At 43.5% G+C, this 18,777-nt stretch carries 10 protein-coding genes; all 10 read right to left on the minus strand.

Going from position 1 to position 18,777, the window contains the following annotated elements; translation table 11 throughout:
* Window positions 1-18 precede the first annotated feature (18 nt).
* Window positions 19-1,029: a FecR family protein gene (locus tag D1164_RS16800; RefSeq protein WP_119351055.1), complete on the minus strand. Its 1,011-nt coding sequence runs from the start codon at window positions 1,027-1,029 to the stop codon at window positions 19-21.
* 205 nt (window positions 1,030-1,234) lie between these two features.
* On the minus strand, window positions 1,235-1,831 hold the full coding sequence (locus D1164_RS16805; protein ID WP_172594500.1) for an RNA polymerase sigma-70 factor: 597 nt from the start codon (window positions 1,829-1,831) through the stop codon (window positions 1,235-1,237).
* A gap of 568 nt (window positions 1,832-2,399) precedes the next feature.
* The gene (locus D1164_RS16810; protein ID WP_119351057.1) at window positions 2,400-3,803 is read right to left on the minus strand and encodes a Gfo/Idh/MocA family protein; all 1,404 of its coding nucleotides are present in this window, start codon (window positions 3,801-3,803) and stop codon (window positions 2,400-2,402) included.
* 18 nt (window positions 3,804-3,821) lie between these two features.
* Window positions 3,822-7,157, minus strand: a complete 3,336-nt coding sequence (locus tag D1164_RS16815) for a family 78 glycoside hydrolase catalytic domain (RefSeq protein WP_119351058.1) — start codon at window positions 7,155-7,157, stop codon at window positions 3,822-3,824.
* A gap of 17 nt (window positions 7,158-7,174) precedes the next feature.
* On the minus strand, window positions 7,175-7,507 hold the full coding sequence (locus D1164_RS16820; RefSeq protein ID WP_119351059.1) for a hypothetical protein: 333 nt from the start codon (window positions 7,505-7,507) through the stop codon (window positions 7,175-7,177).
* Window positions 7,508-7,528: 21 nt separating this feature from the next.
* Window positions 7,529-10,099 (minus strand): DUF4838 domain-containing protein, encoded by a 2,571-nt coding sequence (locus D1164_RS16825; RefSeq protein ID WP_119351060.1) that lies wholly within the window; start codon window positions 10,097-10,099, stop codon window positions 7,529-7,531.
* Window positions 10,100-10,132: 33 nt separating this feature from the next.
* Window positions 10,133-11,440 carry a glycosyl hydrolase family 28-related protein gene (locus D1164_RS16830; RefSeq protein WP_119351061.1) on the minus strand — a complete coding sequence of 436 codons (1,308 nt, stop codon included), beginning with the start codon at window positions 11,438-11,440 and terminating at the stop codon, window positions 10,133-10,135.
* Window positions 11,441-11,510: 70 nt separating this feature from the next.
* Entirely contained in the window at window positions 11,511-13,673 is a 2,163-nt protein-coding gene (locus D1164_RS16835; RefSeq protein ID WP_119351062.1) for an MGH1-like glycoside hydrolase domain-containing protein, read from the minus strand.
* Between the two features lie 58 nt (window positions 13,674-13,731).
* Complete coding sequence (locus tag D1164_RS16840) at window positions 13,732-15,918, minus strand: MGH1-like glycoside hydrolase domain-containing protein (protein ID WP_119351063.1); 2,187 nt, start codon at window positions 15,916-15,918, stop codon at window positions 13,732-13,734.
* Between the two features lie 18 nt (window positions 15,919-15,936).
* Window positions 15,937-18,768: an alpha-L-rhamnosidase gene (locus D1164_RS16845; protein WP_119351064.1), complete on the minus strand. Its 2,832-nt coding sequence runs from the start codon at window positions 18,766-18,768 to the stop codon at window positions 15,937-15,939.
* Window positions 18,769-18,777 lie beyond the last annotated feature (9 nt).

Below are 18,777 nucleotides of genomic sequence, written 5' to 3' on the forward strand. Positions count from 1 at the left end.
TTTTTGGTCAAGTTAAAATCATTTTACCCCCTTGTTTTGAATGTGAATTGTTTGTCCCTCAATATTGTATTCAATAGGCAGGGTATTTTTGATTATCTCAAGAATTTCAATGATTGTTTCATTTTTGATGGTTCCCGTATAATGATATTTTAAAATACGCAAGTCATCTACCTCAATATCAACACCGTATTCTCTTTCGAGTAATACAACCAGTTCATCCAGTTTCATATTCAGGAAAATGAGCTTATTATCTTTCCAGGAAGAATAAACGGACGGGTCAACCTTTCTTACAGAGATTTCATTAGAGAGTTTATCCAGAACCACCTGTTCGCCCGGTTTCATGATTACAGGTTCATTCAACTGACAGTTTTTTGATGAAGCGATAACCACCCTGCCTTCTTCCAGTGTTGTAATTACCTTATTCTCTTCCTCATATGATTTCACATTAAACTTTGTTCCGGTAACCTGAACATCGTAGGTGGAAGTATGGACGATAAAGGTTCGGCTTTTATTCTTTGCTACATTAAACCATGCCTCCCCTTCTAAAAATATTTCCCGCTCGCTTTTCCGGATGCCACGAGAATATCTGATCTTTGAATCAGCATTTAAAAATACGATGGTACTGTCATCAAGAACCATTTGCGAAATGGAACCTTTTGGTGCCATTGATGAAATATGCAAAGGTTCCCCGGAAGGAATATAGTTCATTACCAGCGCTCCCACGATAAGTCCAATAATCAGAATCGCTGCAAAACGATAAAAAATCTGAAAGTTGGTTTTAAATCTAAAAATGTTGTACTGGTAGCTTTCGGTAACCCTGGCAAGGAAACGTCCCCACTCTTTATCTGTTTCGGCAAACCGATCAGCATCTGAAACAGAAGATTCCCACAAATCTTTTATCCGGGAATAATAACGCCGGTTGTCATCGGAACGGGCAAGCCATTGATGAAGTCTTTTCAACTCTTCGCCACTCAGGCTCCCCTCAAGATGGTTAATAATGATTGCCTTAATTGATTTATTAGATCTCATTTATTTGCTCTTTCAAAAGGTTAGACACTTCAGCCCATCGTTACCCTACCTCCCGAACAAACAAAAATTATTTTTTTTACCTGAACTGCTCATAGATTTTTAAACTCCGGTCAACTCCTTTCCCCGTCAATGTGGCTATATGCAAAAGGATACCTACTCCAAACCAGATTCGGAGCAACTCGTTTCTTGAAAAAATTATCCCTATTTAATCCTCGCTATGGGGGAGGAATATTTTTGAATTTTTAGGGCCAAAAACCAGAAACAGGACTGCCCCCAAATAATCGGACAAACCCGAACGTAGAATTAACAACGCCTTTGAAATATGTTTTTCCACCATTTTTATTGATATACCCAATTGTTCAGCAATCTCCGAATTTTTCAGGTGCGCCCTGCGGCTCATTTGAAATACCATGCGGCATTTTTCGGGCATGGACTGAACAAGCTCTTCAATTTTCTGCTCCATCTCCATCTCCAGCAAACTATGCAAAGGATCGTTGTAATTGAAAAAAGCGTCCAGTTCAAAAGAATCAATCTGAGAAGCAAGTTTCTCTTCTGCAGTATTTTTAATCTGAAGATGGCGATGATAATTCCGGCAATTGTTCCTGACTGACTGGAACAAATAAGTTTTGGGGGATTTTATATTTTTAAGGGTCTGCGATTTTTCCCATAAGGCCAGAAAGGCATCCTGTACAATATCCTGCGACACTTGTAAATCACCGGTAAATTTATGGGCAAAAAGAACCAGGCGGCCATGGTACTTAAAAAACAGTTCGCGATAAGCACTAAGGTCCTTTTGTTTCAACCCTTTCCATATTTTTTCATCGTCATTTTGCATAAAAAATATGCCCGAATACTTAAAATATATTGATTCGCATTAGTTTACTTTTTCGTTCGTTGAAATTATCCGGTTTTACTGTCTTTCATTAAAACACCACCGAAAACTTTTCCCTTCTTCCCAAGATATATTGTATTACTTCCATAAACGTTTCCGGTATTGTTTAGACTTCTGACCCTCCGCACATACAAAAATGTGTATTACAATTTTGCTTTTGTCGCAAAAATCATACATCGTGATTTCTCTCCTTTGAAATGAATATCTTCAAAGGTCAAATATACCTTTCGGTATTCTAATTTAAAAATATTTGATCTAAAATGGAATCTGTCTAATTTTAATGGAGTATGCAGTAAGACCACAATACATTTTTAACACGAATATAACCTACAGGCTGTTACAGACAGATTATCAGACTTTAACTACCGTTTAGAATTACCTGCTTTTAAAAAGAAAAAAATGTTTGGGGGTTTTTATTCCTTCCAAAAACAAGACAATACAGGGACTATCTCATGCTTTGGATGATTAAAAGAATCGTTTATATTCTTTTCGCCCTTGGTTGAAGTTGTGTCAGTTCGGCAACCCTCACAGGCTTTCCTGACTCAATACTTTTCCGGGCTGCAATCCCAATCAGAACAGACATTGCCCCATCCCGGACACCGGCCATATGCTTGTATATATCTTCCTTCTCCGGATGTACAAAAATCTGGTTGTGCAGTCTTGTATCACCACCTCCGTGTCCTGCATGGCTGTATGGTACATACACTGTTTCCTGCTCTTCCCATAACTTATGAGAAATAATGGGTTTCATTTCATGATCGCCGTCAGTTTGCTGGTTCATTTCAGCAGCATGAAGTTCTTCCTGCGACAATTTATTGGCATCTAAATAAGGTACATCCAGAAATGCTTCCAGGCGTCCTTTAGTCCCATTAAATGCAACACGCCAGCCTTCCCAGGGTGAATAAGTGGTGAGCATATAATTCACAAACACATTATTGGCGTATTTAATATTAACATTCATTTTATCATAAATATTAATTTCAGGCCTGAACAGGCAATTATCGCGAATGTAGCCATCAACATGCTCGTGTTGGACGTACCTTTCATAGTCATCTTTGCTTTTTGTAATGTCCCAATAAAACTTACATGAGTTCTTTTCATCGCAACTCCGGCAACTGACTCCTTTCTTTTCCGGCCTCCCTCCATAAAATTCCAGATCGCCATAGGCAAAAACTTCTGCAGGGTCAGAATCAAGCCACCAGTTAATAAGATCGAAGTGATGTGTCGACTTATGAACCAAAAGTGTTCCGCTGTGCTCACGTTGCCCATGCCACCGGCGGAAATATGAAGCACCGTGGCTTGTATTTAACATCCAGGAAAAATCAACAGAAACAACATCTCCGATTGTTTTATTCATGAGCATTTCCTTGATTTTAGTGTTGTAAGGGCTCCACCGGTAATTGAAAGTTACAATTACTTTTCGCTTGTACTTGCGCTCAGCGTCCAGGATATCCTGACACTTATCTTCATCTGTTGTCATGGGCTTTTCCGTCAAAACATCTACGCCGCTGGCAAGCGATTTAATAATATAAATGTGATGGGTGGCATCGGTAGTCGTTACCATGATCAAATCCGGCGATTGTTCTGCAATCATATCCTCGAAATTGGTATATAATCCGCAGTTTTTTCCAACCCCAATAAATGTTGCAGCATATTTTAAACGACTCTCATTGTGGTCAACCAATCCTACAAATTCAAGAATATCATTGTATTCGTCAACCAACCTCTTTCCCCAAAATCCGTTTCCTCTAACGCCTGTTCCAATTAAAACCACTTTTAACTTTTCGCCGCTTGCATGTATTGCTGCTTTCAACGGATTTGGAATGGCTGCTCCTGCCGCTATTGTTCCCACTGTTGCCAAAAACTTTCTCCTGTTTATCATATTACTATTTTAAAATGATTAAATTTCTTCATTAATTTCTGAGGTATATGTGTAACTACCTGATTCAGCTTTAAAAAACGTGTAGCCGTCCTTATATTCAAAATCGTGCAAGACCGTACTCTCTTCCAGCTTACCATTCACCTTTTCAAATCGTTTAATATTTTTCCCGGGCATATAAACAGATGCTGAAGTATTGGCGGGTATGGTAAAATGGTAAACAAACCGGTTGCCATCCAATTTCCAATTGACCTCAATTTCTCCTGAAACAGAATGATAACTTCCTTCTGCCCACGTAAGCGTACCTCCGGGTAAAGGTTTCAAAATAAAATGTTTGTATCCGGGAGAACTACTGTCAGGTTGTATTCCCAGAATATTTTCATACATCCATTCCCCAATGGCGCCAAAGGCATAATGGTTAAATGAGTTCATACTAGAGCTGTTTGGTCCGCGCCCTTTCACATAACTATCCCAGCGTTCCCACATAGAAGTAGCCCCCTGCTCAATGGAGTACCCCCACGACGGAAATTCTTTGCTTTCAAGTAAATCATAGGCTTTTTCCGAATATCCCCTTTTTACCAGCTCTTTCATCAGGCATAAAGTGGAATGAAAACCCGTATTCATCCGGCCGCCATACGGAATGAATTTTTCTATCATCCGCTTTTCAAACGGCTGCTCCAACTCTTCGGTATACAATCCATAAAAAAGTGCCATCGCATAACATGCCTGGGCATCTCCTTCTATTCTTCCTTCCGCATCAACAAACTCATTGATAAAAGCTTCCTTAATATTCTCAGCCAAACCGGAATAATATTCCGCTTCTTTTGGTTTGCCAATAACCTGTGCCATTTTCCGTATCGTATTTACAGAATTGTAGAACATGATGGTGGAAAACACTTCCGACGGAATTTGAGCGCCTGTTTTCGGGAAACCCTCTGCATCTATGGTATTTCCATTCAACCAGTCACCGTAATTCAGGCCAAGCCCGCTTCTCCAGATCAAATCAGGATTGTTCTTCCATATATTTTCGATGTACCGGGCATAGGCGTCAAAATGTTCTTCAAGAATTTCCTTGTCGCCATAGTTTATGTACATAAGAAATGGAAGCCTGATTCCGGCATCTGCCCAGCCTGGCGCATTGGTAAAATGCTTTTCTTTTGCAAATGGATGAGGGGCAATGTCAGGAAATGTACCCCTTTCAGATTGGGCATCCAGGACATCCACCATCCACTTGTTGTAAAAAGCAGCCATATCGCGATTAAACATGGAAGTTTGGGCGAAAATATATACATCTCCCATCCAGCCGCAGCGTTCATCGCGCTGGGGGCAGTCAGTCGGCACCCCGTGCATGTTACCCATGTGCGACCGGTTAATATTGCGGTACAGCTGGTTGAGCATCGGGTTTGAGCAGGCAAAATGCCCGGTACGGGGAAGGTTTGAAGCAACTACTTTTGCATTCAGGATATTTTTATCGGGTATGCCCCGTAATCCTGCCACTTCTACATACCGGAACCCATGATAAGTAAACCGCGGCTCGTATGTCAACTGGCCGGAACTGCCAAGAATCACTGAATCAATCTGAGGCGCCCCTCTCAGGTTTTCGGTGTACAGCTCATCTTCTTCATCCAGAATTTCACCGTGCCTCAATACAACTACATCCCCCGGTTTACCTTCCAGCCTGATATTACACCACCCGGCAATATTCTCTCCCACATCGAAAATGTAATGACCATCTTTTGACTTTGTAACTTCTTTGGCCGGCATTGTTTGAACCGTTTTAATGGGTTGATTCGTCTGTGCCTCCAGGTTTACATCAACCTGAGTATCCACCACAACGCTACTCCATTCGGCATCGTTAAAACCGGTGGTTTGCCACCCCGGTACTTCTTTTCGGGCATCATATGTTTCTCCCAAAAAAATATCTGCCATTCGAATGGGGCCATCGGTGTACATTTTCCAGGAACCATCGCTGACAAACGTTTCTTTCTCTCCATTTTCATATTTCACTTCCATCTGCAGAAAAAGCCGCCGGTCCAGTCCATACGCACCCCGTCTCGGGAAATACGGACTCCACCGCGTTGGGCCGAGCATGCCGGCATACCAGCCATCAGCTAACTGCGCCCCAATCACATTTTGCCCTTCTTTTAGCAAATGGCTGACATCAAACACCTGGTATTGCACCCGCTTGTGGTAATCCGTCCATTCAGGGGCCAAAACCCGGTGATCAGCCGATTGGGCATTGAATGAAACATCATAAACACCCAAAGCGGAAACAAACGCCAATGCCTCTGTTGGTTTTCCTTTTAATTCGATCACCTTCCTCAGTAACGGAGATGGAGGAATGGACCTTCTTTCCGGAGGCAAAGGGGTATCCAATATTCCATCGGTAAGCATATCCGGATCATACCCATCTTCCCTGTCAATCTTTATTAAAGCATCTTTGTAACTTACCTCACATCCAGACGATAAGACCTTGCCATCATTGAGTACTTCGAGCTCGGCAAGGGAAAAAGCAAACATTTTACTTTTGTCGCCCTGATCTTCATAGTCGTGGATTCGGAAATTATACCGCTGCAATTTAGTAGCAATAAACCGGACATACCGCCCCTTCGTCTTATCTACAGAAAATTCTACCGGCTTCCCGCCAGGAGCCTGCACGCTGCTCATTTTTACACATTCTTTCCAGTTATTCCCATCGTCACTTACTTCAATACGGAACGCAAGAGGATAATAGTAATCTTTAATCTCTTTCTTATTATTGAAGGAAGGATATAGCCTGATTTTATCAAAATCATTTACCTCACCCAAATCAACCTGTACCCATTTTTCTTCGTTTTCGTTGTCGGTATAGGAACTCAGATAACCTATATGCTTATAACATAACGGATATTGAAGAGGCTTTTCAGGCTTGTCGCCAATCCATTCAGCTTCCCAGTCTGTTTCATTGAATGCCCCGGTAATAAAACTGGCCGGCTCACTCCAGTCGGAAACATTCCCGTTTTGGTCCCAAACCCTGACTTTCCAGTAATACTTAGTGAAAGACTGGAATTTTTCACCCTGGTATTTAATTCCAAAGTTCTGCTCCCCTTTTTTTCTTTTGCTATTCCATATTGTCCCCTTGTTCTCTTTTATTTTTTCCATGTCATCGCTAACAAGGACCTGCCAGGCAGTTTGCCACTGCCCTTCCTCCGGCGACTGCAATTCCCAGCTAAAACGGGGAGCATCTTTAACAACAACAGCATCAGCCATGTATTCACACTTCAGGTTAACAACATGAAAATCAGCTGCAATTTTATCTCTGCAAGAACCCGCTACCAACAATAAAAAAACGGGGAATATCCATACTATTTTTTTCATATCGGTCTCTTTATAAATTATTTAATCTTAAAATCTCTGATACTTTTTACAGACTCACTGTTGTAAGTTATTTCTGCGACGAGTTCATATTTTCCCTTTTCAGAAGGCAGCTTCATTTTCTCCTCATACACTTCTTTTCCCAACCCGGCCAACTCACATGATATATTTTGTCTGTTCACCTTTTCTCCCTCAAACATAACTGATAATTCAATAAATCCGTTCCACTTTTCACAGGTATCGTTAATAATATGAACCGGAACATCAATGGTACAACCGGGAGCGAATGAGCTATCCCAAACATCCAGGAAAGCAAATAAACAACATTGTTTCTTTTTAGTCTTTTCATCCAAATTGTCATAACCTCACCTGTTTTATTCGGCATTTTGTACATTGTTATGAAATTGTTTCTTGTAAGATTCTCCTCGTTCCGATAAAAAAGTAAATCCTTCGCGTTCCACGATTCGGCAAAAACGGTCATAAGTCCCGTCAATTCTTGCTTCAACCGGCCTTTTTGCGCATTTCAGATACATCACAGGTAAACGTGCCACTTCCACCCGTTGCAAAATTTCATCGTTATCGGCGACACTCTCCGCCACATCAAATATTCTTTCAGCTTCTACAATAAATTCATCTGTAAACAGGTTGTTGTCGTGTCTCAGGAAACAGCCAAAGTGAGTTTCGGGTGTAATTAACCCATGCAACAAATTAAAATACAAACGGACGTATTGACCACTGCGTCCATAATATCCCGACATAAAATCGTCAATCACCCTGTTCACATCTATTTCTGCATTCCAGAGTAATTTGGCAATCAGGTATGCACGCAAATCGGCAAACTCGCTGCCCCTGCTCTGGTATGCAGCCTGTTCCATAATCCCAATGGCTTTGTTGTCCCGAAACGTTTTGATGTTTGACTGAAGGACATTAAAATTGGGGAAAGGCAACATATATTCAGTGAAACTCACCACATAATCCCATATATACATGTGGGGTGCAATGGCTGCCCATCCCTGCAGATCTTCCAGAAAATCCTTGTTCTGCGGGCAGCTCTTAAAGTCATGCGCAAAGCAACATTCGATGCTGCATACACGCACCACAACATTCTCGCGCGGTTTAATATTTACCGGAGGTTTCCGGGTATATTGATAAGCAAGGGTGCCAACATATTTATCGGGGAATTCATCTTTTACCCTTTCTGCCACCTGGTTAACAAACCAAATCATCAATCCGGCCTCACTTTTTTCTTCTTTCACCATAGCCTGGCAATGTTCGCACTGACAGGCACCATACCAGTCGTTTTGAGAAACCGAATAGATCAGGTATTCCGGATTTTCACGCATCACCTTTCTCAATTTTTCCGTAATAATTTCCAGTACATCGGGATTGGTCAGGCAAAGCTGCGCCCGGTCATGTGTCCGCTTTCCGCCTATCAGACTGTAATACTCCGGGTGGGTATCAAAAAACTCAGAAGGGGGCATAAACTGATAAAATGTATGCACTCCCCAGTACCCTTCAACCCCGCCATGTTGCTCCCTGAAATTCATCGCCCCGTTCACCTTGTTACGGGCCGCCCATATGGGTTCAAACGCTTCGTAATAAAAATCGTTCCGGACCCTTAAAGAAGGAGATTCTGTGTGGTTCAGATATGTAAACGTATATTCATTTCGCTGAGGGATAACGCTGACAGAGGAGGTGAACCACCTGCAACCCAATTCATTTTCAAGAAAAGAGAAAACAGCGTACATGGCTCCCCGTTGTTTTCCTCCCAGCAAAAGGATATTCTCGTTTATGTTCTTATAAGAATAACTGTCATCCGTTTCGGCAGGTTTTTCCGTATCGGATTCCAGAAGTGCCAGCGAGTGTTTGTTGTATCCCACAATTATCTCGTGTCCGGTCATTTCCCCGTCGTCAGTTTTTATTGGCAATGTTACTCCACTTATTTTTTTCAGCCAATGCTGAAACTCCTGAGCTGCCCACTGTTCACTTTCGGAGGCATCTGCTGCAACAATGATACGATATGGAGTTTTCCCATCTTTAAAAAGCGTATAAATGGAAGGAATTCCCGAATAAAATGAAATTTCTTTTTGCCAGGGGCTTCCATCCGCCAGAGTAGCGGAGATGGTGAGATCATTCTTTTGATAGCCATTGTTGCCCGTCGGTAAAACAAGATCTTGCCCGAACTCCCAGTTCCCTTGCCAAACCACCTCTTTCCCGTTTTCGCTGGTCACTTTAACCTGAATGGCTTTAAACAACAATTCCAGAACCGGCTTTTGGACAGACGATTTTAGCACCACGCTGCCATCTTTCCGAACAGATGAATGAAACAGTTGCTGCCCGTTTACAAAATCAGACAAATTAAAAGGTAAGAACCGGGCCACAAATCCCCAGGCCGAAGTCCGTTCTTCAATTTTCAGCAAAATCGTGTTTTTCCCTTTCTGTAAGTGCACAGGAATTAAATCGTCATCAGGGGCTACACCACGCGCTTTTACACAGTCCCACACCTGCTGCCCGTTTACCCACAGTCGTCCGCCATCGTCGGTTCCCAGTGAAAAGATGTAAATACCTTCGGTATCCGATTCAATTTCGGTATAGGCGTACGCTGTTACATAAGGAACACGTGTAATTTCCATATCAAGATTGACAAGCGAGTCCGGACTTTCATGCTTCTTCCACCGAACAGTGGTGCCTTTAAATTTTACCGGTGCTCTTTCTGTAACAGCCGGGTTTGTCTCACCACCCCTTTTTTTCAAAAAATCAACATCAAAGTCAGGCAAATGCTTGTTTTCATTTGTGTTTTCAACCAGCGGAAAGGGTCCTGCCAGATACCAGCTGCGCAGCCATTCTCCTGTTTTCAGTTTTGTACTTTGCGCTGCGGAACTCAACGACAGCCAAACAAAAAGAAGCAGGATTACACCGGGGGTAAAAAGTTTTAATCTGTTCATGGTTGATAATTTAAATATGATTTATTCCTTCTTTTATTCACCTACATTCCCAAAAATCTGCACTTCTCCTTTCGAACTATTGTTAACATGCAGGGTACCTCCTTCCACACTATTTCCCATAATAACTGCGGCACGAACATCTTCTTCCAGAACAATGTGTGCATCAGGCGCATTCCCGTTGTCCTGAAAACGGCAATTCATCATTTGGAGGGTGCCGTTTGTCATTTTGATGAATGGAATTTCCGGCTCCCAGTGGCATTCCACCCAGTTTTTGGCGTTAAAATTACAGGCAGTCAGGTAAACCGTTCCCTTTCCTTTATTCACAATGTGCGTTCCGCCCAGCGTTTCAGCCCAACCCCAAAAGCCGCAATTCGCAAGTTTTACCGGCCCCTGGTTTTCTTCTTCAATCAGTATCCCATCCATAAACTGGCAGTTGGAAAATGCAATTCCACAATGGTATTGTGTTTTTTCAACCAGCACGGCCAACGGACCCACATCGGAACCACTTTGCGTAATCAGGATATTGGCCTGTGGATCGTTCCCGCGGGGATCACCTGGGGTTTCGATAAAGCGAAAACCAACTTTTGCCCAGATCACAAAACAGTTCACCATGTATTCCCAATCGCATCGGCCAATAATAAAACCCTCCAGGTTTTCAAGGGTATACTTATTTATAATATCAATTTCTTCTTTCATACCGTCGGGATAGTTTACCTCCCACCAGTTCACGCTGTGGATGTGAACGTTTTCAATTCTTCCAATGTCGGTAGTCCGATCTACATAAATCCCCCGCCTCAGAGCACACATGTTAATATCGCGCAGGTTGTGTGCTCCCTGATAAACCGAACCGCAATCAATACCATTGTAAGCATTGGCAATGGTCACATCGATCACATTACTTCGGTAACCTACTATCTGAATACAATATGGATACGGGTGAATATCGTGTGGTTTTTGTTCCGGGTAAATAATGCCAAGTCCTTTTAACGTGCTGCTTGCTTCCAGCCTGATAAATGGATCCGAGTTTTCATCGTCCCGTCCTGCATAAGGCATAAGCACAGTACCTTTGTCGTAGTACAAATTACCTGGACCAGCAGCAATCCCCTGCAATGAAACAGCACGGGGAATTTGTATAACCCCGTCAAAACGAAATTTACCTGTTGGAACATGCACAATCCCGCCTGTTTCGGCCGCTTTGTCCAATGCTTTTTGAAAAGCCTCCGTATTATCAAATTCGCCATTGCCAACCGCCCCAAAATCCAGCACATTGTAATGGGAATTTTCGGCAAACAACATAACAGGAACTATGAACAGAAGAATTATTGATCTAATTTTTTTCATTTTAATTCGGTTTAAAAAATTTATTATTCAGCTGTTTAAAATCTTATTCATCCATACTTTTTTCGGGTTACTATTCATTGTCTCCATTCTTTTCCCCGAAGGTCAGTACAATTTCTTTCTGAACCGGAATATCCAACTCCTTGCAGTTTTTCTTATTTTCTGCTCCTTTAAGTGCTGGCAACCCCGTCGTTTTGCCATTCATTCTTTTTAATGTTTTTGTTGTGTTTTCAGGCAACATCACCGAAATACGACCATCAGGAAGGTCGCCGTCAATTTCGATTTTTATATCCATCTTTTCTGATAAGGTACAATCTACCGTCAGGTTTAGCCGAAGGTCGTTACTGCCAGGAATTCTGAGGCGACGGATGGAAATAACCTGCTCCTGGAGTTCTTCTGGAATATGTGGAAAAATAAACAGCCGCTTCTCGTAACGGCTATATTCAATGCCAAAAAGATTTTGAACAATCGCCTGGATATACTGGGCTGCTGTCCAACAATAACGTTTAACCCCAAAACCTTCGCCCTTTTCCGGTTCCAGAAATTCGGCATAATTGGCATTAAAAATCTGAATTGTTTTCCAGTTCAGTTCAGCGGCCAACTTATTCTTCCCAATGTCTTTCAGCCCGTCGATAACCACCATGTTTCTCATCGACCAAACATCTCCATCCCATGCCTGTTGAGCATAATCCCCTGTCCATTCAACATAGAAAGGGTCGGTTTTCGCAATGGTGGTTAACGGGATATTCCCCCAGTTGAACAATTCAGGGTTTGTTAATTTTTCCACCAGCTTTTCAATTCTCGATGGCGGGACAATCCCATACCGAAAAACGTCGAATGTATAACTGATTAAAGATTGTACCTGCTTCCCTCCTTTCACATCAAAGGAATAATAGGCCTCCTTTTCTTCGTTCCACATGTATTGATTGATTGCTTTTTGGATATCATGACTGAGCGTTTTATATTTTTCAGCTTCGTCCTGCCGGCCTAATTTCAAAGCCCAATCGGCCACAATCTCACAGCCCATAACAACCGAAACATTCAAATCAACCTGCGCCACTTCGCCGGGAAAATTTATCTGTTCTTTCCCTTTTTCCGAAAAACTCTCCCGATCCCTCCAGTATGGCCACGAAAAAGTTTCTTCGTGATAGCCGGTTACCAGCCCAAACTTTTCATTTCGCTTCACAGGCGTCAGCCACCAGTCCAGGTAGGATTTCAGGGAATGATAAATTTCTTCCTGAAAACCAGAATCTGTAGTAGCCATTGCAACATGATTTCCCGCTTCAAAATAACAACGCGGAAGAACGCTCACGTCAGATGGAGCTCCTCTGTACCGGGTGCTTCCATAGTGGTCAATGTGTCCGTCCGGATTTTGGGATTGCACGTCAAGAACTCCCCGTACCATGTTCTCGCAAAATGCAGGGTTCACCCATTTCAAGGCCGGGATGGTAAGCATTGCATCCAACAACCACCAGTTTGAGCCATACCCTTCGCCCGAAGCGCCAGGGCTCACAACCGGGTATTTGAAGCCGTTTACCGGAAGGTTTTCATAGATTATCGCATCATTTAGCACATCAAAAGCCATTTGAAAATCAGCTTGTGTTATTCCAGGAATTTCAATTATGGGGACCAATTCCGGCGCATTTACTACCGGTTTTACACTTGAAGGACGAGGATGTCCTCCGGTGATGGCAATCCAATCGATGTATATGTCTCCCCTCATTCCCAATAACCCAGGCTTAATTTTTATCTGGTTTAAGTGCCCTTCCCAATGTACCTGATCCAAATGACATTCAACTTCCTGCCAGTTTGCTGAATACGGCTCCACAGAGAAAGGTACCGTAAAAAAAACGTCAGGACGTTCCCGGGTATTCCATGACAGTTCCCCATTGGTTTCCGGCGACAAGTTAAGAATGCGCATGCGAAGCTTTTGTGCTTTGGCTGATGGAACACCAATGGAACCGGGGGAAGCAATAGAATACAATTCCGGATTTTTGAGACTCAATCTGTTTTCTTGCATCATCCGGGGGCGGGGAAAAGATAACCATACAGCCCCACCATGAACCACCCCGCCAAGCTCTTCAGGAAAGTGCCATCCTTCGCTGCTGTCATTCTGGTGAAAATGCCATATTTTATAGATTGGAAAGACCAGGGTGTCTCCGGTCCTGCTCGAACAATAAACATCCACACAACTGAATAACAGCAATATAAATAGCAAGCTAAACTTTCGTTTCATTTTTCGTTTTCGTAAAAAATATCTATCGTGTTCCTATCCTTTTAAATCGCATTAGTATCTACTCAAAATCCAGGCGTATTAAATTTTGAAACGGAATGTCTATTCCCATACAATTCTTTTTGTCCTGAATGATTTCAGAAGGTGGCGGCATACTATTTTTTCCATTTTGCACCCTGAACTTTCTCCCGCCAGAGTCAGGCAACATGACACACACCCGTCCATCGGGCACATGGCCGTCAAACTTAATTTGTATTTGCACTTTTTCTGAGGATGTACAATCTACCGTCAGGTTTAGCCGAAGGTCGTTACTACCCGGAATGCTGAGGCGACGGATGGAAATAACCTGCCCCTTGAGTTCTTCCGGAATGTGAGGAAAAATATACAGCCGGCTTTCAAAATGATTGTATTGAATTCCAAAAAGGTGTTCAATAATCCCCTGCACATATTGGGAAGCAGTCCAGCCGTAACGTTTAACCCCCTCTCCTGAACCGGTTCCCGGAGCAATGTATTCACTGTAGTTGTTGTTGAACATTTTGATGTTTGCCCAATTTAATTCGGCAGCCAAATCATGTTTCCCTGCATCTTCCAGTCCGGCCACAATGAACATGTTGCGCAGTGTCCACACATCTCCAAACCACGCTGTCCCGTCGTAAGTACCGGTAGCCTCCACAAAGTCAGGATCTGTTTTGGCAATGCTTGTAAGCGGTCGGGTTCCCCAGTTAAAAATGTCGGGATTCAGGAGCGTAGGGATCATTTTTTCGATTCGTTCTTCCGGAGCAATGCCCAATCGCATGGGATCAAACGTGGTGCAGATAAGTCTGTCCTTTTGTTTGTTTTCCCGGACATCATAATTGTAAAACCCCTTTTTTTCTTCATTCCATAAATGCGTATTAATTGCAGCAGAAAGTTGCTCAAACAAAAGGGAGTACATTTTCGCGTCTTCTGTGTTGCCCAGATAGCGGGCCAACTTCGAAGTATTATAACAACCCACGGCCACGGCCACATTCAAATCAACAGGAGCCAGTGTTCCCGGCCTGGCATTCCGGTCGCCAAACGATTTATCGCTGAAACTTTCCTCAAACACCGCGGTAATCAATCTACTTTCGGAATCCCTCTTAACGGGAGAAAACCAATAGGCGAGGTATTTCTTCATAACTTCCAGAATCAGGTGTTGCAAGGATTGATCATCGGTTCGGGTTGCCACATCAAAAGCAGCCTCAAAAAATCGGGGAAGGCTGCTCACATTTCCCGGCATACCTCGCATCGGACTCCCCCCCCACAGGTCAATGCGCCCATCGGGATTCTGCGCCTGAACTCCGGCAAACCCCCTCATCATGTTTTCAACAAGTGCCTGATTCACCCATTTTGCCCCCGCAATATTCAGGCTTGCATCGAGCTGCCACCACGACTGGCCGTATTTTCCTCCCGGCGCCAGAAAAGGAAAATTGAAGCCTTTCAGCGGAACGTCGGTAACCAAACATTCATCCAGCACCACAAAGGCCTGCCGGAAATCTTCCTGCGAAATACCGGGCAGGTGAATCTCCGGTAACACCTTTTCACTACAAAGGTCGGGACGAGGTAACTTCTCCTCTGGTTCTCCACGCCCTATTCTTATCCAATCAATCCAAATATCGCCCCTCATCCACATTTGCGCCGGCCTGATTCGTATCTGGTCAATCGTTCCACGCCATGAATCCGGAAGGTAACAGGTCACTTCCTGCCATTCCGGGCAATCCGGCTTCATCGAAAAATGCACCTGACCGGCATCCGACTCCGAATCATCGCGGGTTCTCCAAAAGATTAAACCATCGGTTTCCGGAGACAGATTACGGATGCGCATTTGAATTATATTGTATTTTTCAGCAGTTACATTTAATCTTTGGGGAGAGACAATATCATACTTTGGATTGCTTCCCCACACCTGATAAGCCCATGAATCCATGTCTTTCCCGGACTTTCCCCCTTCAACAGAAATCCAGAGGGCACCTCCTGTAATTCCCCGTCTAATGGGGTCCGGAACAATCCATTCGTCATAATCATTCCACTCATTAAAATCCCAAAACATTTCTTTCGGGAAAGTATCAACTGTGAGCAAATTATCCTGAAGGTTTTGATGTTGTTCGGATAATTCATAAAGAAGGAGTCCCTCTTCCCCGGAACTTTTATCATTCATGGAATATAAATATCGCGGGCTAACCAAAGCGATGCCCAGCAATAACCACATCCGGTATTTTTTGTGCTTCATCCTTTTTATTCCGTTTACCTATTTCTCAATAGTAAAATCATACACTCCGGAACCGACTTGCAAAACCGTATAAGTCCCGTTTATTCCGACAATCGAAAAATCATTCGACTTGCCAATCAATGTTTTTCCCTCACGTATCTTTTTTCTTTCCACCGATGGAACATAAATCTGTGCACTTGTGTTAGCCGGAATTTCCACATGCAATTCCAGCCGGTCATCTCCTTTTTTCCAGTTAGATACAATTCTCCCGTTAACGCTGTTGTAGCTGGCATTCATGAACTGCAACCCTTCGCCGATGCTGGGTTTGATGATAATCTTCCGAAACCCGGGGCCGTCGGTGTCTATTCCGGCTGCTTTGGAAAACATCCACTCGGCAACAGCGCCAAAAGAATAGTGACTAAAAGAGTTCATCGCCGACCGGGTTTTACCTCCTAGAAAACCGGTTTCTTTGGTATAGCTATTCCAGCGTTCCCAAATTGAGGTACTCCCGTTCACAACCGAGTATCCCCAACTGGGATATTCCGTTTGCGTAAACAGGGAATAGGCCAAATCATTGTACCCAAAGTCAGACAAAACCAACATAACATGCTTGGTACCAATAAATCCGCTGCTAAACCTGTTTCCATTCTCCGTAATCATTTTGGCAAGGAATGCTGCTCCCTGTTCTTTCAGATTCTCCGGATACAAGCCCATGTATAACGACAAAGCATAAGCAGTTTGGGTATGTTCCTTCAAGCTTCCGTCTTCATTCATATATTGCCGGGCATAGTCCTTTTTTATATTCTGAAAAAGATGCTGATAGTACGCTGCATCTTCTTCCTGATTCAGGCATTGCGCTATTTCAGACATCATTTTTGCATCGTACGCAAAATAGGCGCTGGCAATTAAATCTTTCGAGGTTTCTTTGCCCAGACTCAGCCAATCGCCGTAATTATTACCGGACCCGGGTCTCAGAAAACCGTTACTTTCAGAAAGCTGAAAGTCCATGAACCGCTTCATCCCCGGATACATCCGGCGAAGCAAAAGCGTATCGCCATATATTTTGTACATATTGTACGGAATGATAATACCGGCATCGGACCAGGCCGGTGAATGCGGCACATGGTATGGCCGGATGTAAGGAATAGGGGCAAAAATCGGGTATGCTCCGTACCAGAGTTGTCCGTCGTCAACATCCTGCATCCATTTGGTGAAAAATGCGGAAACGTCGGCATTGTAAGCAGCCGAAACAGAATACAGCTGCGCATCCCCCGTCCAGCCAAGGCGTTCGTCGCGTTGGGGACAATCTGTCGGGACATCAAAAAAATTGGCAAACTGGGTGGTCAATATATTTTGATACAATTGATTGTTCATTTCAGAAGAGCACGTGAAGGTACTTGCCTGCCTGGTGTCCGAATTCATAACAATCCCGGTAATAGTGGACAAATCCGGTTTTTGCGACAATCCGGTAACTTCCACATACTGAAAACCGTGATAAGTGAAGCGGGGTTCCCAAATTTCAACACCTTCGCCTTTTAGTATATAGGTATCGGTAGCCCTTGCTTTTCGCAGGTTTTCAGTCATCAGCGAGCCGTCATTATGAAGCATCTCTCCATAACGAATGGTGACTTCCTCCCCCTTTTCTCCGGACACTTTCAGCCGTACGATTCCGGCAATATTTTTCCCCAGATTAAAAATGTAAGTCCCCTTTTCGGGCTCCGTCATCTCTATTGGCTGAATTTCTTCTATGTGCTTTACCAACACCCCGGGATATGCCTCCAATGCACCCGACAACTTCAACCCTAAATCTGCTTTTTCCCAATTTTCAGCATTGAAACCGGGCTGGTCCCAGCCGGTATTTTCCAGCCGGGCATCGTAAACTTCTCCCATCAGGATGTCCGCCTCCCTGATTGGACCGAGCCCGGCCATCCATTCTTCGCTGGAGGCAATTATTTCCTTTGAGCCATCGGTAAACGTTACCTCCAACTGCCCGATAAACGAAGGAGATTCTCCGTAAAAACCTCTTACCTTATCCAGTTTTACAAACAAGGCATAACCGATGTAACCTGCGTACCAGCCATCGGCAAGGATAGCGCCAATGGCATTTTCACCTGCCTTCAGCAAGTCCGTTACATCGTATGTGTTGTAGTACACACGCTTGTTGTAGTCGGTCCAGCCCGGAGTAAAACAGGCATCGCCTACTTTTTGCCCGTTTAACCTCAACTCGTAAAGCCCCAGTGCCGAAGCATAAACTTTGGCGCTTTTTATTTGCTTACCGAGCTTAAAAGACTTCCGCAGGTACCTGGCAGGCGGCAAATAAAGTTCCTCGTATTTATCGCCTGTAAAAGGTTCTACATTGTGTGTAATCCACTTTGCTTTCCAGTCGCTGTAATTTAGCAGTCCCACCGACCAATATGCCACACTGCTTTCAGAAACCGCTCCGCTTTTATCCCAAACCCTGACCTTCCAGTAGCATTCATCCCGCGATTGCAGCTGCTTTCCGCTGTAAACAATTTGATTGGTTTGATTGGATTCCATTTTCCCCGAGTCCCAAAGGTCTGCATTATTGTTAGCAAGTTTTTCGGGCGTTGAACTCACCAGAATCCGGTAAGCCGTTTGAACCTGGTTCCGTTCTTCGGATGTAAGTATCCAACTCAAACGAGGAGTGGTATTTTGTATGCCCAATGGATTTACCAGGTATTCGCAGCGGAGGTATTCCACCGACAGATTCCCCGAAAAACCATGTGCAGACAACAACAATGCTACCAGCAACACCCTGCCGAACCGGAAGGTTCTCTTTTTTAAATTTCGAAAAATTTGTTTTTCAGACATTGCTTTCTCCTGATAACAAAAACCGGTAAGATTTCTCATAATATGGAC

The organism is Mariniphaga sediminis (assembly GCF_003573545.1).
Taxonomy (GTDB): Bacteria; Bacteroidota; Bacteroidia; order Bacteroidales; family Prolixibacteraceae; genus Mariniphaga; species Mariniphaga sediminis.

What these genes read in the sequence shown, in the direction of transcription:
- D1164_RS16810 (WP_119351057.1), bottom strand. Translation starts at nt 3,803, where the DNA reads ATGATAAACAGGAGAAAGTTTTTGGCAACAGTGGGAACAATAGCGGCA.
- D1164_RS16825 (WP_119351060.1), bottom strand. Translation starts at nt 10,099, where the DNA reads ATGAACAGATTAAAACTTTTTACCCCCGGTGTAATCCTGCTTCTTTTT.
- D1164_RS16830 (WP_119351061.1), bottom strand. Translation starts at nt 11,440, where the DNA reads ATGAAAAAAATTAGATCAATAATTCTTCTGTTCATAGTTCCTGTTATG.
- D1164_RS16800 (WP_119351055.1), bottom strand. Translation starts at nt 1,029, where the DNA reads ATGAGATCTAATAAATCAATTAAGGCAATCATTATTAACCATCTTGAG.
- D1164_RS16835 (WP_119351062.1), bottom strand. Translation starts at nt 13,673, where the DNA reads ATGAAACGAAAGTTTAGCTTGCTATTTATATTGCTGTTATTCAGTTGT.
- D1164_RS16815 (WP_119351058.1), bottom strand. Translation starts at nt 7,157, where the DNA reads ATGAAAAAAATAGTATGGATATTCCCCGTTTTTTTATTGTTGGTAGCG.
- D1164_RS16840 (WP_119351063.1), bottom strand. Translation starts at nt 15,918, where the DNA reads ATGAAGCACAAAAAATACCGGATGTGGTTATTGCTGGGCATCGCTTTG.
- D1164_RS16845 (WP_119351064.1), bottom strand. Translation starts at nt 18,768, where the DNA reads ATGAGAAATCTTACCGGTTTTTGTTATCAGGAGAAAGCAATGTCTGAA.